Genomic DNA, 20943 nt, shown 5'->3' with positions numbered 1-20943 from the left:
TTTGAGTTAGTAAGTTTAGTTATTTCTATGAGGTTAATTGTATTACCATTGGCCGTTGTCACCCTACTTATAGGGTGCAATGGCCAAAAAACTAAGGAAAAAAGCAAAGAATCAACATCTGAAAGTTATTCGGATAGTTTGGCTTATACCGATGAGGCGTTGCTCGATTCGGTCCAATACCAGACCTTCAACTACTTTTGGGATGGAGCAGAACCGGTCTCAGGATTGGCTAGGGAACGAATTCACATGGATGGAGTCTACCCCAACCACGATAAGGACATTATTACCACAGGAGGTTCAGGTTTTGGACTGATGGCCATTTTGGTAGGTGTCGAAAGAGAATTCATCACCCGTGAACAGGCACTGGAACGCTACGAGCAAATTGTTGGTTTTTTAGAAAATGCAGACCGTTTTCATGGGGCTTGGCCCCATTGGCTGTTACCATCAGGAAAAGTGACCCCTTTTAGCAAAAAAGACAATGGAGGAGATTTGGTAGAGACAGCTTTTTTGGTGCAAGGATTACTGACCGTTCAAGCCTATTTTAAGGATGGAAATGAACGTGAACAGCAATTGGCCCAAAAAATCCAAGAGCTATGGGAAGAAGTTGAGTGGGACTGGTATACCAAGAACGGAGAAGAGGTGCTATACTGGCATTGGAGTCCCGAGTACCAATGGGAAATGAACTTTCCCGTAGGTGGTTACAACGAAGCCCTGATTATGTATATTTTGGCAGCAGCATCTCCCTCACACCCTATCAAAAAATCAGTTTATGAAAAAGGTTGGGGAGTCGACGGACAAATCGCCAAAGATACCACATACTACGGCCTAGAAACTGAACTCAATCATTATGAGCATAGTAATGCACCCGTTGGGCCCTTGTTTTGGGCGCATTATTCCTACTTAGGACTTAATCCTAAAGGGTTGAAGGATCAATTTGGCGACTATTGGAAACTGAACAAGAACCATGCATTGATTCACTATAAATATTGTGTGGACAATCCGAAGGATTATGAAGGGTATGGAAAAGATTGCTGGGGTCTCACCTCAAGCTATTCCATAAATGGATATGCTGGGCACCGACCCGAAGCTGATTTGGGCGTAATTTCCCCAACCGCAGCACTTTCTTCCATGCCATATACTCCCGAAGAGAGCAAGCAATTTTTACGGTTTATGTACAAAGAACAGGATAGCCTCATAGGAAAGTACGGTCCTTACGACGCTTTCAGCCTAGAGGAAGATTGGTACTTGCCACGATACTTGGCAATAGACCAAGGTCCAATTCCAGTGATGATTGAAAACTATCGAAGTGGATTGTTCTGGAAATTGTTCATGGCCAATGAAGAAGTACAAAAAGGCTTGAAGAAGTTGGGTTTTGAAAGCCCCGAGATCACAAACACAGATGATTAAAAAAGCAATATACCTCTCACTTTTTTCGATTGTGATGCTGTCCTGTGGAGGCGATGACTATACCTATGTTCCCACAGAACCAGAGCTGCCAGGTAGCGGTTCCGAAGAAGAGGAAGAAGAACCTGCAATTTCGGATGAAGAACTATTGGATTTGACCCAAGAGGAAACCTTTAAATATTTCTGGGACTATGCCGATTCCAACTCCGGTGGCGCAAGGGAAAGATATCACCCCAATGACCCCGGAAACAGTGAAGGTGTTGTAACGGCAGGTGGAACGGGGTTCGGGCTTATGGCTATTTTGGTAGGTATTGAAAGAGGATATGTTTCTCGGACAGAAGCCGTGGAGCGATTGAATACCTTATTGGATTTTCTTGAAAATGCGGACCGATTTCATGGGGCTTGGCCACATTGGATAAATGGTGCTACAGGTGCCGTTATCCCATTTAGCGACTTGGATGATGGAGGTGATTTGGTAGAGACCGCCTTCTTGGCACAAGGTTTGGTTTGTATAAAGGAATATTTCAAAAATGGGACGGATGTAGAACAAGCACTGGCCCAACATGCTGATAATCTCTGGAAAGGTGTGGAATGGGATTGGTATACACAAAATCAAAATGTATTGTATTGGCACTGGAGCCCAAATCATGATTTTGCAATCAATATGCCGCTTGAAGGGTACAACGAAGTTTTGATAACCTATGTCATGGCGGCCGCTTCACCCGATTTTACTATCGAAAAGGAAGTTTATACCAACGGTTGGGCTTCCAATGGAGGAATACAATCATCAAATACCCAATACGGTTATCCACTCTTGGTAAAGCACAACGGCGCTGAGCAATTTGGTGGGCCACTATTTTGGGCACATTATTCCTATTTGGGGCTCGACCCAAGAAACCTTTCCGATGATTATGTCAACTATTGGGATGTAAACGTAAATCACACCATGATCAATTATGAATATTGTGTGGCAAATCCCGGGTTTCATCAAGATTACGGAGCAGATTGTTGGGGGCTTACAGCGAGTTACTCAAGAAATAATGATGGGAGCATAGGGTACAATGCCCATAGCCCCAATAACGATACAGGCGTTATCTCACCAACGGCGGCTATAAGCTCAATTCCTTACGCGCCGGACGAATCTCTTGTCGCAATGCATTATTTTTACAGAAATAGAGACGATTTGTTGGGGCCTGCAGGATTTTATGATGCTTTTAGCCCAGAACACGATTGGGTGGCAGAGGCTTATTTAGCGATTGACCAAGGACCACAGATCATTATGATTGAAAACTATCGAACCGGATTGCTTTGGGATTTGTTCATGGGTAACGAAGACATTCAAGCTGGTTTGACCAAAATTGGATTTTAATATGGCAAAAAAATTATCATTATTTCTGATGTTCCTTGCTTGTACTTTGGTTTCTGCACAATGGCAGTCCAAATATGAAGCTAAAATGTTAATTGATGGAAACGATACATTAAGGTACCGCATTATGTATCCAAAGAACTTTAAAGAAGATGGGAATTATCCTGTTGTTCTATTTCTTCATGGTGCAGGTGAGCGTGGTAACGACAATGAAAAACAATTGTGGAACGGAGGCAAACTGTTTGCGACGGATTATTTACAGGAAAAATATCCGGCCGTGGTAATTTTTCCACAGTGCCCTACAGATAGTTATTGGGCAAGTGTAGATGTGGACAGAAGTTCGTACCCTATCAATTTGGATTTTAAATACAGTGAAGGCCCTACCAAACCATTGGAAATGGTAATGGAGTTACTGGAAACCACCATCGCCGAGCCGTACACCAACGATAATCAAGTGTATTTAATGGGGCTATCCATGGGAGGTATGGGCACCTTTGAGCTATTGAGCAGAAAGCCGGATACCTTTGCAGCGGCAGTGCCGATTTGTGGTGGAGGTGAACCGGAATCCGTGTCCAATTATGCACAAAATACCCCATTGTGGGTCTTTCACGGAGCTCAGGACAATGTGGTACATCCATTACAATCCATGGAAATGGTCTCCGCACTTTTAAAAGCTGGGGTATATCCAAAATTTACAATCTACGATTTTGCCAATCACAATAGTTGGGACCCAGCTTTTGCTGAGCCTGATCTATTGCCTTGGTTGTTTTCTCATGTCAAAAAACCAATTCAGGCAATATCAGAATAAGAATAAAATATCAAAACAACCTGATCATGTACTATAAAAAACTCTTGCTCGCACTAATGGGATTTGCCGTTATGGGTGCAAAAGCCCAAAAACGGATTCCTCAAGTAGAAGAGTTACTGAACAAAATGACCATTGAAGAAAAAATAGGTCAATTGAACCTATTAACGCCTGGGGGCGGCGTGGCCACAGGAGAAGTGGTCAGTAAAGATGTAGGGACAAAAATAAAGTCCGGGCAAGTAGGAGGCCTTTTTGGCGTAGCGGGCCCGGATAGGGTTAGGAAAGCACAGGAAATTGCGGTAAACGATAGCCGATTGGGCATACCGCTTCTTATTGGGTCGGATGTTATCCATGGTTATAAGACCACATACCCAATTCCATTGGGTCTTTCTGCCAGTTGGGACATGGATTTGGTAGAACAAGCAGCCCAAATGGCCGCTAGGGAAGCCACCGCAGATGGTATCAACTGGAATTTTTCCCCTATGGTCGATATTGCACGCGACCCACGTTGGGGACGAATCTCCGAAGGGGCGGGCGAGGATCCATATTTAGGTTCCAGAATTGCCGAAGCCATGGTAAAAGGATATCAGGGAGATGATTTGGCTGCTTCCCATACTATGTTGGCTTGTGTAAAACATTTTGCGCTTTACGGTGCTGTCGAGGCCGGTAGGGATTATCATTCAGTGGACATGAGTAAAATCAAAATGTTCAACCAATATATGCAGCCCTATAAAGCTGCCATCGATGCAGGAGCTGCCAGTGTGATGAGTTCTTTCAATGATGTGGACGGTGTGCCCGCCACAGGAAATAAATGGCTGTTGACTGATTTACTTCGTAATCAATGGGGGTTTGAAGGTTTCGTAGTATCCGATTATACCTCATTGAACGAAATGATTCCACATGGCTTGGGAGATCTTCAAGCAGTTTCTGCATTGGCGTTGAAGGCGGGATTGGATATGGATATGGTAGGTGAGGGCTTTTTGACCACTTTAAAGAAATCCTTGGATGAAGGCAAAGTAACCGAAGCGGATATTACTAACGCTTGCCGAAGAGTATTGGAGGCCAAATACATTTCCGGACTTTTTGATGACCCCTACAAATACTTGGATTCCAAGCGTCCTAAAAAGGATATATTGACCGATGCGAACAGGGCACTGTCACGCAAATTGGCGACCCGTTCCTTCGTATTGCTAAAAAACCACAACAACGTTCTTCCTTTGAAAAAGCAAGGAAAAATTGCTTTAGTAGGTCCATTGGCCGATAGCAGGGAAAATATGCTCGGAACTTGGGCGCCAACAGGGGATTTTAATCTGGCAGTGACCATTTTGGAAGGATTCAAAAACGTGGCACCAAATGCTACCATTGATTATACCAAGGGCGCCAATATCTCAAATGATGTTGATTTTGCCAAAAATGTAAATTCACTTGGAGAAAGAATAGTCATCGATATGCAATCGCCTGAAGCAATGCTTCAAGAAGCTATTGTATTGGCAAAAACTTCGGATGTGGTCGTTGCAGTGGTCGGTGAGGCGACCGAAATGAGTGGAGAGTCATCCAGTCGGACCGATATTTCCATTCCAGAAAGTCAAAAGAAACTGATAAATGCATTAGTGGAGACTGGGAAACCGGTTGCCTTGGTTTTGATGAGCGGCAGACCGTTAACGATTCCAGAAGAATTTGATATGCCCGTTTCCATTTTGCAGGTTTGGCATCCAGGAGTGGAAGCCGGTAATGCTATTGCCGATGTGGTTTTTGGTGATTACAATCCATCGGGAAAGTTGACCGCTACGTGGCCGGTAAATGTGGGGCAAATACCAATCTATCATAGTGCAAAGGTCACTGGTAGGCCTGCACCGGAAAGTGGCGAATTTCAAAAATTCCGGTCCAATTATCTGGATGCGCCCAATGCACCACTCTTACCTTTCGGTTATGGATTAAGCTATACCACATTTGAGTATGGGAAACTCAAATTGAATAAAAAAGAAATCGCTCAGGGTGAATCAGTTTCAGCTACCGTAACGGTTAAAAATACAGGGGATTACGATGGAGAAGAAGTGGTGCAATTATATTTGAGGGATGTGGTCAGAAGCATCACGCCACCAAAACGACAGTTAAAAGGTTTTAAGAAAGTCATGCTTAAGAAAGGGGAGAGCAAGGAAGTAACGATTACCCTTTCGGCAGACGATTTGAAATTCTATAATGCCCAACTCGAATTTGTATCAGAACCAGGTGAATTCGAAGTGTTTGTTGGAACCGATTCCGATGCAGAGCTATCAGAATCATTCACGCTAAAATAGATTGGTTATGCGCATTGGATTAACACTTCTTGGATTATTCCTTATCGTTTCTTGCAAACAGAAAGAAAAACCTAAAGAAGAGCTTGCCATAGGTCCTCCCAACATCATTTTTATAATGTCGGATGATCATGCCTATCAGGCTATCAGTGCCTATAACCATGAGTTGGGAAAATTAGCTCCGACCCCAAATATTGACAGGATTGCCAAGAATGGGGCCATTTTTCAGAATAACTTCTGTACCAATTCCATTTGCGGGCCAAGTAGAGCGGTTATATTGACAGGAAAACACAGTCATATCAACGGGTTTCGGATGAACGGTGAACGGTTTGACAACAGTCAACCTACCTTACCAAAACATTTGAAAAAGCTAGGATATGAGACCGCCATTGTCGGCAAATGGCATCTGCATGGCAAACCAACTGGGTTTGATTATTGGGATATTCTCAATGATCAAGGGAACTATTATAATCCTGAATTTATCCAAGGAGAAGACACCACCGTGGTCGAAGGCTATGCCACGGATTTGATCACTGATAAAAGTTTGGAGTGGCTTCAAGAAAGAAAAGATGGCCAAAAACCTTTTTATTTGATGGTGCACCACAAAGCCCCTCACCGAAATTGGATGCCGGCCTTACGCCATTTAAATGTTTACGATTCCATCACGTTTCCTTTGCCCGATACCTATTTTCCTGAGTTCGAAAATCAAACTGCGGCTGCCGAGCAACAACAGACCATATACAAGGATATGTACGAAGGGCATGATCTAAAAATGAGCGATGGTCTCGGAAGTACCGATTTGGCCCATAATCCATGGACAACCGATTTTGAGCGGATGACCCCAGAACAACGAAAAATTTGGGACGAAGCCTATCTACCGAAAAACAATGCCTTTTATGAAGCTGACCTTCATGGAAAGGAATTGGCGAAATGGAAGGGGCAACGGTATCTACACGAGTATTTAGCCACCGTAAAATCGGTTGATGAGGGTATAGGACGGATTTTGGACTACTTGGAGGAAACCGGCTTGGACGAGAACACCTTGGTGGTATATACTTCCGATCAAGGGTTTTATTTGGGCGAGCACGGTTGGTTCGATAAGCGGTTTATGTACGAAGAGTCCATGAAAATGCCGTTGTTGATGCAGTTGCCTGGGGTTATCGAACCTGGGACTAGTATTAATGCCCTTGTGCAGAACTTGGATTTTGCCCCAACGTTTTTGGATTTGGCAGGCGGACAGCAATATGCTTCTGAAATGCAAGGAGAATCATTTAGGGGGTTATTGGATGGAACTCAAGATGATTTTAAGGATGCCGTTTATTATCATTATTACGATTTTCCTGCCTTTCATATGGTCAAAAGACAATATGGGGTTAGAACAGACAGGTACAAGCTTATCCATTTTTATGATGATATTGATGAATGGGAGTTCTATGATTTGGAAAAGGACCCCAAAGAATTACATAATGCCATTAATGACGAAGAATATAAAGAGGTGATTGTTGCCATGCATCACAAACTGGACAGTTTACAAGCATACTACAAGGTGACGGACAAAGAGTTTGAGACCACTCCAAAAGAAAAAGTGGACAAGACTTATGAAGCTTTTAAAAAATTAAGAGGAATACCGATAGAGTAAAATCAGATAGGAAAAGCCCGATCATATATGATCGGGCTTTTTTATTAACCATGGTCAGTTTTTAGTATATCCTATTTTTTTAACTACTGGTCTGCGCCATCAGCTTTGGCCCTGTCGATGGTGTATTGGGCTACTTCACGACCTTGGTCTGTTCCAACCGTGGCATCAAAACTCCAATGAATGCCGCCATACACACGTGAGATAGCCGCTTCTTCCGCCCATGCCCTTACGGTAGATGCCTCGTTCGGAAAAACATAGGCCAACACCTCCGAGGCAGCAGCGGAAAAAACACTGTGGCCTGATGTATAACTAGGGAAGTTGGGAGTTCCGGCGATAGTTTCAAAACCTTCAATTAATTGAATGGGTCTTGGGTAGTGGTAATAGTATTTTGCATCCCAACAACTGATACCTGCGTCCATTATGGCCATATTCATATAGGCAAGTGTTCTAGTGGTTTGCAAAGGGTTGAGTTTGTATTCTACCATAAACTCGTTGGCAATACGGTTCCAATGCCCTGGAGGAGTATAGGTGCCCAAACCGTCTTGCCAGAAATTGGCAATTCTTCTTTTTTCATCCGTCATGTTTTTGGCATAGTCCTTTAAAAGTTCCACATCGTCCAAAAGTTCTTGCGAATCCAATTGTGGAGGTGGAATCGGGCGCACACTTTCCACATCATCAATGCTCCACATGGTTACCTTACTAAACAATGGTGTAAGCCCTACGGGTCGCACAGGTATTTCTAGATTGTCCCAAGCCCAACCAAAACGGTCGTAAGCAGCTTGTTTGATGGAGTCGGATACGGCCTTTGGCGTTTGTGCGTTTTTCATTCCATCGTTGGATGCTCTTGTCAACGCTGTTTCGGACACGGCATCACCTATTTCCAGTCCTGCCGTAATATCGCTCATAACATTGCCACCGGACAGCAACAGACTTTCAAGATGTTCCTCTTCCATTTTTTGAAGGTATTCCACTTCCAAAGGAAACATGGCCGAAAGAATATTTCTGGAAGCCCTTGCAACTACGGCCCCGTCGGAAGGGTAGGATGGAAGGTCATTCTCTCCGTAGGCATAATCAATGGTCTCATCCAGTTGAAAAGGAGCAGGCCTATTGTATTCGTATTTGTAGTGCCAAGCCGAAATAAGTCCATCAAACTGTGCCACCGACATATAGGCCAAAGCTCTACAGGCATACGGTGGATGTGCAAATGGAAAAGCAGGTGGGCCTTCTGGATTGGATGGGTTTGGCAATGTGTAGGTGCCATCAGCATTGGGTCCGGGAATCAAATTGTATTTGGCAATGAGTTCCAACGCAATTTCATTCCAACGAATCGCAGGGTTGTTGGTCCAATATTTTATAGCTTTTCTTTGATCGGAAGTCATGGTTGACATGGCAGCTTTTAATTCCTCCAGTTCATCTTGGTATTCCTGTGAATCCGTTGAGGAAGGTGCCGTAACCTCTATCGCATCGCCGGAAGATTGGAGCACGGGAACCCAATCCCCGCCATTTGTATTAAGTTCGGCATAGGTGTATCCTTCATAGGGTAGGTATTGCGGGGTATCCTTTTCACAGGATATTAAGCTGATGACCAATGCGGTCAAAAGCAGTATGGTAATATTATTGCGCATTTTCTTCATCAGTTTGTTTTTTGATTACGCTGAATTGATAAGTCAGTCCAAAGCCGGTATTGCTCATTTTTGGTGCATTTCTTCCATCAATTACTCGGTTATGGTAGGCCACGACACCCAATCCTTTAATGGATTTAAAATAATATTGGGCCGAGAATCCCAATCTATCAACTTCAACTTTGTTGGTGGGTTGGGCCGCATTATAGGCCCTAATGTCATCACCACTGGTGGAGGTGAGGCTAGAGTAGCTCAGTTCCAGTTTCAAGGAGGTGTCGAACAACCATTTTCCAAGAATGGTTTCATAGGTCCATGCATTGGGCACGTCCATCCAAGCGGTATAATAGCTCCCATCATTATAATAATAATCGCGCTCTGCCTCGGTATATCCTCTCCAAAGGTGTGCTGCGGAAGCACGGAAATAAAGTTGATTTTTAAATTCATATTGGGCTATTGCCCTAAGGGAAAACTCCGGCGCTCCTGCACCAATGCTATAGGGCCTGTAATCGGAAAGATAGTTGGTAAAGGGAGTGGAAAATCCAGCTGTTCCCAAAAAGGAAATCCGCCCAGGTCCCCAGTCCGTTCGAATTGGCCTGTATTTCAAGGCGAAACCAATGTCCTGAAATCCTCTGGCCCCGGTAAAAAAACCTCCGTTAGGTTCTGAAGATTCGGTGCTGATAAAGGGTAGGCTCACATAAAAATTAAGGTTGTCCAAAATACCAATGGCAGCCATGGGCAGAACCATATTTCGGTCAACAGTAGCTATGGTCTCATTGGACCGTAGATAGGAACCTTCCCAATACCTATCAAAAGTACCCATGTCATAGGAGAAAAGAACACAGATGTTTTTGGAAGGCATCATAAGCCCATCGGAGGGAGTTTGTGCATGTAGTGCTTCGGATGTAATGATTGCGATCACTATCCCCAATAGCCGCATTGTCCTTCCTCGTTTTTTATCCCAATCAGGAATAAAGGAATTTAATTGTTGGTGTAATATCATAATTTGAATTGGATGGATTGCCCGTTTGGCAATACTGGTTGTGATTGATAATGGTTTGTTTGTAACAGATTTGCAGGCTAAAATAGACCTCTGGCCAACTATTGAAGACTAAGGGATTACCAAAAGATATTATGAAAAAGGTAAGATGGTTGTTGAACGATTAATTTGGATTAAGGAAACATAAATTCCACTTTATTTTTCTGATAGTTATCATGTTATGGAGTGGAACAGACCTACGAAGCGTTAAAATAAAGATATGATAACATCTATACTACAGAAATTGGATAGCTTGCATATTCTTTAATAATTTGATGACCTTATACCAATGCAAAAAATAGTATTCTTTTTAGTAGCAATGCTTTCTGTTTCAATTGCTAAAAGTCAAACCATTGACATTATCTCCTACAATATCCGTTATGATAATCCAGATGATGCTCCCAATAATTGGGACAACCGAAAGGACTTTCTCATTTCGCAACTCAATTTTTACAATCCTGATGTATTCGGTATTCAAGAGGGATTGATTCATCAGATAAAGGAGATAGATGAGGGACTGAAGGATTACGCTTATTTTGGTGTGGGTCGTGACCATGGCGATGAAAGAGGGGAGCATACAGCAGTTTTCTATAATAGGGAAAGAGTCAAATTACTTGAAAAATCCACATTTTGGTTATCCTTAACTCCCGAAGAACCATCCAAAGGATGGGACGCAGCCTTGCCAAGAACATGTACCTATGGGATTTTCCGGAATAAGGAAGATGGTACAAAATTTATGGTATTCAACACCCATTTTGATCATGTGGGAGTAAAGGCGCGTGAAGAAAGTTCCAAGCTCATTCTTGCAAAAATAAAAGAATTGAACACGGAGCATTATCCGGTAGTGGTCACAGGAGATTTTAATCTGGAAAGTGATAGCCCTGGCGTTCAAGTAATTTTGACCAAAATGAAAGATACCCATTTGGCAGCAGGCGAAAATGCATTCGGGCCAGATGGAACCTTTAATGGTTTTGAATTTAACAAACCGGTTAAAAATAGAATTGACTACATCTTTGTTTCCGATGAATTTGAGGTTTTAAAAAGTGCCATTTTGAGTGATTCCAAGGATACACGATACCCATCCGACCATTTACCCGTTTTTGCCCGGTTGAAGTATTGAAATCAAGACTCTTAAACTATCTATCATTATCCGATTTTTTGATTTGTGGAACCAATAATGCCACCTAGTTATTTATATCTATTTTAATTAACCTCAAAAAACCTAAAAACAATGTTAATTTTTAGGGATGTTGTAAGGGAGTTTCCAGAAATGTTCCAAGAAATATTTAACTTCAAAGGAATTAATCAACTTTATGGCAACTTATACACTTAACATCAACGGAACAAAACAGGAGGTTGACGTGGATCCTTCCACTCCAATGCTCTGGGTTTTACGAGACCACTTAAATTTAGTTGGGACAAAATACGGATGCGGAATAGCACAATGCGGTGCTTGTACAATTCATTTGAATGGCACGGCTACTCGAGCATGTATGTTGACGGTCTCATCTGTAGGAGACCAAGAAATCACCACTATAGAGGGGTTGTCAGAAGAAGGTGACCATCCCGTACAAAAAGCTTGGTTGGAAGTGGACGTACCTCAATGCGGGTATTGTCAAGCAGGTCAAATTATGACAGCTTCTGCTTTTCTGGAGAAAAATCCAAATCCAACTGACGAAGAAATTGAAATGGCCATGAACGGTAATATCTGCCGTTGTGGAACTTACACAAGAATCAAAAAAGCCGTAAAACTAGCGGCTAAATCATAACCCATAAAACTAGTACAATGACACTTGTAAAGACTAAAATAGGACGACGCGCCTTTATTCGGAATACAGGATTAGCTAGTGGTGGGCTTGTGATAGGCTTCAGCTGGTTGGCTTCTTGTAAAATGACTCCCGAACAGGTAAATAATTTACCCAAAGAATGGTTCGACCTGAACGGCTTTCTAAAAGTAGGGGATAACGGTATGGTGACCATAATGTCGCCAAACCCTGAAATCGGCCAAAACGTAAAAACATCCATGCCTATGATCGTGGCCGAAGAATTGGACATTGCATGGAAAGATGTAATTGTGGAGCAAGCACCACTGAATACGGACATCTTCACTCGCCAATTGGCGGGAGGAAGCCAATCTATCCGACAAGGGTGGGAAAGCCTGCGTATGGCCGGTGCCACCGCAAAGCAAATGTTGAAAGAGGCCGCCGCCCAAGCATGGAACGTTTCAGCAGATGAGATTACAACCAAAGATGGTGTCCTAACCCACGAAGCCAGTGGAAATTCAGCTGGTTATGGTGAAATGGCCTCCGCTGCCACAAGTATAGAAGTGCCCGAAGAGGTGCAATTGAAAGAAAATGGAACTTTTTCCATAATTGGAACAGACAAGAAAAACGTGGATGGGCCCAAATTAGTTACAGGGAAACCATTGTTTGGTCTCGATGTCTATAAAGAAGGAATGTTGACCGCCATGATTGTGCATCCACCAGCATTTGGCATGAAATATAAAGGCATGAACGCCGATACGGTTAAGTCCATGCCGGGCATCAAGGATGTTTTCCATTTTGAAGTATATCCCGAAGGCATAGAGAAGCAATGGTCCGATCAAGGAGGTATTGCCGAATTGGTTGCCATTGTTGGGAACAGTACTTGGGAATGCATGCAGGCAAAAAAGGCTTTAGAAGTAGATTGGGAGCAAGATTCAACGGCGGAAAGTACTGCGTACCATGAAGAAGAACTGACCGCATTACTGGAAAAGCCAACGGAAACACCAGCAAGAAAAGATGGTGATGTGAACGCGGCATTTGCCAAAGCGGCCAAAATTGTGGAAAGCACCTACTCGGCACCTTATTTGGCACACAATACCATGGAGCCGATGAACTTCTTTGCGCATGTCACACCTGAGAAAGCCGAATTGCTGGGACCTATACAAACACCAGAGTTTACCGAGAAAACAGTAGCTGCGCGTTTGGGAATGCCAGTAGAAAAAATAGATATTATGATGACCCGTATGGGAGGTGGTTTTGGTCGCCGACTCTATGGCCCATTTGTGATAGAAGCAGCTGTGATTTCCCAAAAAATGAACGCTCCTGTTAAATTGGTGTACTCAAGGGAGGATGATATGACCCAAGGTACTTATAGGCCATCATACAAGGTTAAGTTCAAAGCAGGACTTGATGATGAGGGCAATTTGATTGCCTGGCATGTAAGGGGAGCCGGTACCAACGATGATTTGATTTTTGAAAACCGATTCCCGGCAGGTGCAGTGGACAATTATCTGGCCGAAAAACATAGTTTACAGACCAATGTTACCACAGGTGCTTGGAGAGCGCCCCGTTCCAATTTTATTGCGGGGGCAGAACAAGCTTTTATAGATGAGGTGGCCGAAGCTGCGGGCAAAGACCCATTGGATTTCAGGTTGGAACTATTTGATAGGGCCATAAACAATCCAGTCGGTGACCCAGAAAGCAACGATTACGACCCTGCACGATATGCTGGAGTACTTAAATTGGTCAAAGAGAAAGCCAATTGGGGAACCGACACGGGAAAAGCCAGAGGCGTAGCGGCTTACTATTGCCATAATTCTTATGTGGCTCAAGTAATAGAACTGGAAGATGGCGGAGATATACCTAGGGTAGATAATATTTGGTGTGCGGTGGATTGTGGAATCGTAATCAACCCATTGGCGGCCAAAAACCAGATAGAAGGTGGTATGATAGATGGAATAGGCCACTCTACTTACAGTGCCATGACATTTAAGGATGGTAAGCCAGAGCAATCCAATTTTGATACCTATCGACTTATCCGTCATTCAGAGGCTCCAAAAAATATCGAGGTTTATTTTGTAGACAATGGAATTGATCCAACAGGTCTGGGAGAACCTTCTTTGCCACCGGCAATTGCAGCGTTGTCCAATGCTTTGTATAAGGCAACAGGAAGGCGTTATTACAAGCAGCCGTTTATTAATGACAAACCACCATTAGTGGGTTGATCTAAACAAGCATAAAATAATCTGTTTAAGATGGCCGGTAATTTCCAAATTACTGGCCATTTTTATTTTGGAATGATATAAAATAAATCTTATTTAATTATAAAATACATGTAATCAATTAGTTAGATGTATTAAAAAAATATCCAAAAAAAGTTGCAGTATTGGATTTTTATTTATGTTTGCCCCCATAAAATGAATCCGACCAATTAGGGTTCATTGCCTATAAGCTTTGAAGAATTTTTTCATGTTCGGGCTTTTGGAGATAAGAAAGTCTACCCCAAAAGCCGTCTTAAGATCAAGACACCGAATACACGGGCTGACTTTCGAAGAACTACATCATTATAACCGTGATTTTTCACGGAATCCCTATTTTGTGCCTTATACCGTATTTGAATTTCGTATCTGAGAAAGTTTGATTTTTAGACTTCTATTTTTCTCATTATCTTTTAATACAATTACGAAATTTAAATGAAAACAAAATATATCGATCTTATCGAGCAGACCTACGATTTTCCACAAGAGGAATTTCAATTGGAGGACAACAAATTACAATTTCATGGTATAGACCTTTACGGACTTGCCCAAAAATACGGGACTCCCTTAAAGTTTACCTATCTACCCAAAATATCGGATAATATCCAAAGGGCGAAGGGGTGGTTCAATTCAGCTATAAAAAAGCACAAATATGCTGGTAAATATCATTATTGCTATTGTACCAAGAGTTCGCACTTTGAGCATGTTTTGAATGAAGCGCTCAAAAATGATATCCATATCGAAACCTCCTCGGCTTTTGATATAAATATTGTGGAACATCTAAAAAAGACTGGAAAAATCACCAAGGACAATTATGTGATTTGCAACGGATTCAAAAGAGATCAGTACATTCAGAACATAGCCCGTTTAATAAACAACGGACATAAAAAATGTATTCCGATAATCGATAATTATGAGGAAATCAATCTCTTGAGCGAAGAAATCGATGGCAAGTTCCAAATTGGTGTCCGTATCGCTTCGGAAGAAGAACCAAAATTTGAGTTCTATACATCAAGATTGGGCATAGGGTACAAGAACATAGTTCCATTCTTTAACCAATCTATAAAACCAAATGAGCAGGTGGAGCTGAAGATGCTTCATTTCTTTATCAATACCGGAATCCGTGATACTGCGTATTACTGGAACGAATTGATGAAATGCCTAAAGGTGTATATCAGCCTTAAAAAAGTCTGTCCAACATTGGATAGTCTTAATATTGGCGGTGGTTTCCCCATAAAAAATTCTTTGGCCTTTGAATATGATTATGAGTATATGGTGGATGAGATCATTCACCAAATTGGTCAGGCCTGTGATGAAGCAGAAGTGGAAGTCCCCAATATTTTTACCGAGTTCGGAAGCTTTACCGTAGGTGAGAGTGGGGGAAATATTTATGAAGTACTCTATCAAAAACAACAGAACGATAGGGAAAAATGGAACATGATCAACTCGTCCTTCATTACCACCATGCCAGATTCTTGGGCAATCAGTAAACGTTTCATCATGTTGTCAATTAATAGATGGAACGATGAATATGAGCGTATCCTATTAGGCGGCCTAACCTGTGATAGTGATGATTATTACAATTCGGAGCAGCACATGAACGCCATTTATTTGCCAAAATATAGAAAGGACAAACCACTGTATATAGGTTTCTTCAATACAGGGGCATACCAAGAGACCATTGGAGGTTTTGGAGGCCTACAGCATTGCCTAATTCCACATCCTAAACATATTTTGATCAATAGGGATGAGGATGGGAACATAACTACATCGGTATTCGCCAAACAACAAACGGCAGGCGAGTTTTTATCCATATTGGGCTATGAAAGCAAAAAAGATTCCGATGTTTTGGTAGCGGTGGAAAACCTTCAGGAGCCAAGCAAAAATTGAAAAAGGAATTAAAAATAAAAATGAAAACAGAAAAAACATATGCCGGAATTCCAAAGGAATACGGTTCGGCCGAAAAAGCTAAAGTAGTATTGTTGCCCATTCCTTACGATGGTACCAGTACTTGGGGCAAAGGTGCGGACAAAGGTCCGCAAGCCTTCTTGGAAGCCTCCGAAAACATGGAGACTTACGATATCGAGACCGATAGCGAAGTGTACAAACAAGGAATTTATCTCGCAGATGCGATAACCGAGCTGGATTCCCCGGAAGAAATGGTAGAAGCCGTTCATGGAACGGTAAAAGATTACATTAAACGCAATAAGTTGGTCACCATGATAGGTGGTGAACATTCCATTTCCATAGGAGCTATAAGGGCGTTCAGTGAATGTTTCGAAGATTTGACCGTACTTCAGCTAGATGCACATACCGATCTTAGAAAAGAATATTTGGGATCCAAGTACAATCATGCCTGTGCAATGTACGAGGCCAAGGAAACCACAAATCTGGTCCAAGTTGGAATTCGTAGTATGGATTATACCGAAACCTTGGTAATGGACAGGGACAATGTTTTCTTTGCCCATGAGATGATTTCCGATGATTTTTGGATGGACTCTGCATTGGACCTAATGACGGATGATGTGTATATAACATTTGACCTCGATGCACTAGATCCATCGATAATGCCATCAACGGGAACCCCGGAGCCAGGTGGACTTTTCTGGTACGAGACCCTTGACTTTTTAAGAAGGGTCTTTAAAGAGAAAAACGTGGTCGGTTTTGATATTGTGGAGCTATGCCCCAACAAAAATGATAAATCATCCGACTTTTTGGCAGCGAAACTGTATTACAAGATGTTGAGCTACAAATTTTCAAACAATAATGAATTCATGGATGAAAACTTTGAGGACGGTGACGACTTCAAAAAATCCAAAAATAATTTAGAAGATTACGATGAGTAACAAAGGAGAAATATCACAATTTATACAAAAATACTTTTTGCACTTTAACTCGGCAGCCCTAGTGGATGCCGCCAAAGGGTACGAAGACCAATTGAACCAAGGATCCAAAATGCTGGTGTCCCTTGCCGGGGCGATGAGTACCGCGGAACTAGGAAAAATATTTGCTGAAATGATCCGTACCGATAAGGTTCATATTATTTCGTGCACCGGGGCCAACCTAGAGGAGGATTTAATGAATCTTGTGGCACATTCCCATTACAAAAGAGTACCAAATTATAGGGACCTTACACCACAGGAAGAATGGGATCTGTTGGAGAAGGGACTTAACCGAGTAACCGATACCTGTATTCCGGAAGAAGAAGCGTTTAGGAGATTGCAGAAACATATTTACGATATATGGAAAAATGCCGAAGAAAAGGGCGAGCGCTATTTTCCACATGAATATATGTACAAGCTCTTGCTATCTGGTGTCTTGGAGCAGTATTATGAAATCGATATCAAGGATTCTTGGATGTATGCAGCTGCCGAAAAAAACTTGCCGATCGTAGTGCCAGGATGGGAAGACAGTACCATGGGCAACATCTTCGCCAGTTATGTGATCAAAGGCGAATTGAAGGCAAGCACGATGAAATCAGGTATCGAGTATATGACCTTTTTGGCCGATTGGTACATGAACAATTCAGAAAAAGGCATTGGCTTCTTCCAAATAGGTGGGGGTATTGCAGGTGATTTCCCTATTTGTGTTGTACCCATGCTATATCAGGATTTGGAACAGACAGAAACTCCATTTTGGAGCTACTTTTGTCAAATCAGTGATTCCACCACAAGTTATGGATCATACTCCGGAGCAGTTCCCAACGAAAAAATCACTTGGGGCAAATTGGACATAGACACACCCAAATTTATTGTAGAATCTGATGCGACCATTGTGGCGCCTTTGATTTTCGCATACTTATTAGACATGTAACCATGAGAAAAGGACAAACCCCCGTTTTAAAACGTGTAATAGTTGATTATAAAAAGTTGGATAATAACATACTCAACCTTCTTGTTGAGAAATTTCCCGATGGTTATGACGACGATGATATAGTAACATACAGAAACGCCAGCAACGAAGTAGTGGAATGTGTTGAAGTGAGAACTGATGACACGGCTTATCTTATAAAAGTAAGTAAGCGTTTGGTGATGGCCATGGAGGATTTTGATGATTCTGACAATGAAGACAGCGAAGATTCTGATTTGGACACCGATGAGCTCGAAAGTTCTGAAGAAGAATAACCTTGTTGGTTAGACTAACTTATTAAAGATGGAATCAAAAGCAATGGCGCTTTACCTCGCAGCAAGTATCAACATACCAGCTTGCAGGAACGCCTTGAGCAAAGAGCTGGTTTACGGAGATCGTGATGAACTTTTTTATTCCGATGCATCACGTTACCTTTATATTTTCAGATATGGTGTTGTTTCCTTTTTTGGGTACGCCGAGAACGAAATATCAGAAATTTTAATGGAAATCAAGCCATTTTGTGAAGAATGGCGTCAATCGGACATTACGGAGACCATGGATATGGAACTCGTTTCTGATCAGGGAAGAGCAACAATAGACCATGATAAAGTGATATTGCCAAAATCAAATGTGGAAGGTATACGTTTGGCATTGTTGCATTTATCCCAGTCGGTAGCTTTGGATTATTTTGCAGGACTCTCCGAACAAGCCATGAAAGAGACTCGGCAGCACACCACCTATCTGGAACAAAATGGTAAGTTGGACCTGGGGGGAAAGAAGCTGAAGCGTCACATTGCAAAAGTGTTGAACATCAACAACCAAATTTCCGAGAACCTTTATATTTTTGATTCACATGAAGTAGTGTGGGAAGACATGGAACTGGACCGACTGGACAAGGGCCTAAAACAAATCTTTGACCTCAAGGAAAGGTATCGAAATATAAAGGAGCAGGGTATTGTGATCAAAGAGAACTTAAGTCTGTTCATGAATATTATGGATCACAGGGAAAGCAGCAGACTGGAATGGATCATTATTATTTTGATCTTGGTCGAGGTGGTTGACCTGTTTATTATGAGATTAATCAGTTAAATAAATAGTTGTTTTGGACGATTTAAAAATATTGGGTAGCGAAGAATGGTGCCGTTTTGATGATTTAGGAATTCCCGCCATAAAGGCAAGAGTGGATTCCGGTGCAAAAACATCATCGATTCAAGCCAGTAAAATCAAGGTTTTTAACAAAGGATTGGAAGAATGGGTCCGGTTCGAGGTGAATCCCGTTCAAGACAATAGAAGCATATCCATATTATGTCAGGCCAAATTAGTTGATGTCCGTAATGTAAAAAGTTCTCAGGGCATCGCGGAGGAACGTCCCGTAATAAGGACGTCGGTCACTATTGCGGGTAAAAGTTATGAGATAGATTTGACCTTGGCCAATAGGGATACTATGGAGTACCGTATGCTGTTGGGCCGTGAGGCTATGAACGATAGGTTTTTGGTGAATCCTTCCGAAAGCTTTATTCAGGGCGATATTACTGAGGAACAACTAGAACAAAAATACAAGCCCTATACAACAGAAAAAAAGGGGCTTAGAATCGGTCTTTTAGCCAGTAATCCAAACCTTTACAGTAACAAAAGAATCATTGAGGCAGGCGAGATGCGCGGGCATAAAGTGGTTTTTTTGAACGTGGAGCACGTATATATGAAATTGGATGCATCCACACCTGAAATCAGATATCGTGGAGGAAACATTCTGGACAAGTTCGATGCCGTTATTCCAAGGATAAAACCTGCGGTTACCTTTTACGGTTGCGCTTTGTTACGGCAGTTCGATACCCTCGGGGTTTATTGTTTAAACACGGCCGATTCTATAGGTAGGTCAAGGGACAAGCTTTTTGCATCACAATTGTTTTCCAAAAACGATATTCACATACCCACAACAGGTTTTGCCAAATCACCAATGGATACCAAAGACCTTATTCGTATGGTCAGCGGTGCCCCATTGATCATTAAATTATTGGAGAGCACTCAGGGCAAGGGCGTTGTGTTGGCCGAAACCAATAAGGCTGCCGAGAGTGTGATCAATGCCTTTAAAAGTGTACAGACCAATATCTTGGTTCAAGAATTTATTAAAGAAGCCAACGGGCATGACATTCGTTGTTTTGTAGTTAATGGCAAAGTTGTGGCCTCCATGCAACGTACAGCGCAAAAAGGAGAGTTTAGGGCGAATATCCACCAAGGTGGTGCGGCATCTAAAGTCAAAATAACCCCCGAAGAGCGCAAACTGGCCATAAAATCTGCAAAAGTGTTCAATTTGGACGTTGCCGGTGTGGACTTGATTAGATCCAATAAAGGCCCCCTTCTGTTGGAGGTGAATTCATCACCAGGTTTGGAAGGTATCGAAAATACCACAGGAAAAGACATTGCCAACGTAATGATCGAAACCATCGAAAGAAAGTTAAAATATAAGCACTAAATAGCTTAATCAATTCAATTTGCTGAAAATCAATAGATTGTTATTTTTGTAAATAACTTCCTACACAGGTCTCGAAAATCACGAATATAAATTGAAAAGGGGCATTCGTTAAACCAAATGCCCCATTCGTAAATTGTACCCATAAAAAATCACATAGCCGTTGTATGTTTGTCCCAGTTAACGCTAAGCTTTTAAGCTTTCGTTATAAACCTTAAATAGGATGGGGTGATTATGGGGTACTTTGTGTTCTTAACCTAATATCTTATTTACAAAAAGGTTTACGTTGCTCCAAGGGGTTTTTGAGGTTGAGCCCCTTGGTTGTAACGGTTTTCTAAGATCAAATATATGTTCCCATAAATTTGACCTACTTTTTCGGAAAAGAGCCGTTTTTACGGCAGTCATGGTCGGAAGATTATTCTTCCGACTTTTTTGTT

General features: G+C 42.1%; 16 protein-coding genes. 14 read left to right on the top strand and 2 right to left on the bottom strand.

Translation table 11 applies throughout. From position 1 onward, the window contains the following. Positions 1–27 precede the first annotated feature (27 nt). The 5 genes from K1F36_RS14250 to K1F36_RS14230 are packed head-to-tail and all read left to right on the top strand — an operon-like array spanning position 28 to position 7508. The gene (locus K1F36_RS14250; RefSeq protein WP_220114436.1) at positions 28–1407 is read left to right on the top strand and encodes a glucoamylase family protein; all 1380 of its coding nucleotides are present in this window, start codon (positions 28–30) and stop codon (positions 1405–1407) included. Then, positions 1400–2773, top strand: coding sequence for a glucoamylase family protein (locus K1F36_RS14245; protein ID WP_220114435.1), 1374 nt, complete (start codon positions 1400–1402; stop codon positions 2771–2773). Before K1F36_RS14250 ends, K1F36_RS14245 begins: the two co-directional genes overlap by 8 nt. A 1-nt stretch (position 2774) precedes the next feature. Beyond that, positions 2775–3578, top strand: coding sequence for a carboxylesterase family protein (locus K1F36_RS14240; RefSeq protein WP_220114434.1), 804 nt, complete (start codon positions 2775–2777; stop codon positions 3576–3578). A 26-nt stretch (positions 3579–3604) separates the two neighbouring features. Continuing rightward, positions 3605–5872, top strand: a complete 2268-nt coding sequence (gene bglX, locus K1F36_RS14235) for a beta-glucosidase BglX (protein WP_220114433.1) — start codon at positions 3605–3607, stop codon at positions 5870–5872. Between the two features lie 7 nt (positions 5873–5879). After that, on the top strand, positions 5880–7508 hold the full coding sequence (locus tag K1F36_RS14230; protein WP_220114432.1) for a sulfatase family protein: 1629 nt from the start codon (positions 5880–5882) through the stop codon (positions 7506–7508). Positions 7509–7591: 83 nt separating this feature from the next. Here K1F36_RS14230 and K1F36_RS14225 read toward each other — a convergent pair whose 3' ends face one another. Both K1F36_RS14225 and K1F36_RS14220 read right to left on the bottom strand, forming a co-directional pair. Next, positions 7592–9142 carry a vanadium-dependent haloperoxidase gene (locus K1F36_RS14225; protein ID WP_258539078.1) on the bottom strand — a complete coding sequence of 517 codons (1551 nt, stop codon included), beginning with the start codon at positions 9140–9142 and terminating at the stop codon, positions 7592–7594. Then, positions 9123–10130: a transporter gene (locus K1F36_RS14220; RefSeq protein ID WP_220114431.1), complete on the bottom strand. Its 1008-nt coding sequence runs from the start codon at positions 10128–10130 to the stop codon at positions 9123–9125. The genes K1F36_RS14225 and K1F36_RS14220 overlap by 20 nt, the downstream gene beginning before the upstream one ends. Before the next feature lie 325 nt (positions 10131–10455). On the opposite strand from K1F36_RS14220, the gene K1F36_RS14215 reads away from it, so the two are divergent. The 9 genes from K1F36_RS14215 (at position 10456) to rimK (ending at position 20509) form a co-directional block, all read left to right on the top strand. After that, on the top strand, positions 10456–11286 hold the full coding sequence (locus K1F36_RS14215) for an endonuclease/exonuclease/phosphatase family protein (RefSeq protein WP_220114430.1): 831 nt from the start codon (positions 10456–10458) through the stop codon (positions 11284–11286). Positions 11287–11479: 193 nt separating this feature from the next. Next, complete coding sequence (locus K1F36_RS14210) at positions 11480–11935, top strand: (2Fe-2S)-binding protein (RefSeq protein ID WP_108244531.1); 456 nt, start codon at positions 11480–11482, stop codon at positions 11933–11935. 17 nt (positions 11936–11952) lie between these two features. Beyond that, a complete protein-coding gene (locus K1F36_RS14205; protein WP_220114429.1) occupies positions 11953–14154 on the top strand; it encodes a xanthine dehydrogenase family protein molybdopterin-binding subunit in 2202 nt (733 codons plus the stop codon). 468 nt (positions 14155–14622) lie between these two features. After that, on the top strand, positions 14623–16077 hold the full coding sequence (locus tag K1F36_RS14200) for an arginine decarboxylase (RefSeq protein ID WP_220114428.1): 1455 nt from the start codon (positions 14623–14625) through the stop codon (positions 16075–16077). A 20-nt stretch (positions 16078–16097) separates the two neighbouring features. Next, positions 16098–17033, top strand: a complete 936-nt coding sequence (gene speB / locus K1F36_RS14195) for an agmatinase (protein WP_220114427.1) — start codon at positions 16098–16100, stop codon at positions 17031–17033. Next, entirely contained in the window at positions 17026–18000 is a 975-nt protein-coding gene (locus K1F36_RS14190; RefSeq protein WP_220114426.1) for a deoxyhypusine synthase family protein, read from the top strand. The genes speB and K1F36_RS14190 overlap by 8 nt, the downstream gene beginning before the upstream one ends. Before the next feature lie 2 nt (positions 18001–18002). Further along, positions 18003–18311 carry a hypothetical protein gene (locus K1F36_RS14185; RefSeq protein ID WP_207032885.1) on the top strand — a complete coding sequence of 103 codons (309 nt, stop codon included), beginning with the start codon at positions 18003–18005 and terminating at the stop codon, positions 18309–18311. 28 nt (positions 18312–18339) lie between these two features. Next, positions 18340–19125, top strand: a complete 786-nt coding sequence (locus tag K1F36_RS14180; RefSeq protein ID WP_220114425.1) for an RMD1 family protein — start codon at positions 18340–18342, stop codon at positions 19123–19125. Between the two features lie 13 nt (positions 19126–19138). Then, on the top strand, positions 19139–20509 hold the full coding sequence (rimK, locus tag K1F36_RS14175) for a 30S ribosomal protein S6--L-glutamate ligase (protein WP_220114424.1): 1371 nt from the start codon (positions 19139–19141) through the stop codon (positions 20507–20509). Positions 20510–20943 lie beyond the last annotated feature (434 nt).

Origin of the sequence: Flagellimonas abyssi (genome assembly GCF_019457905.1) — a bacterium.
Taxonomy (GTDB): domain Bacteria; phylum Bacteroidota; class Bacteroidia; order Flavobacteriales; family Flavobacteriaceae; genus Flagellimonas; species Flagellimonas abyssi.
The sequence above is the reverse complement of the archived record's forward strand: the minus strand, read 5'-3'. Positions and strand labels throughout refer to the sequence as shown.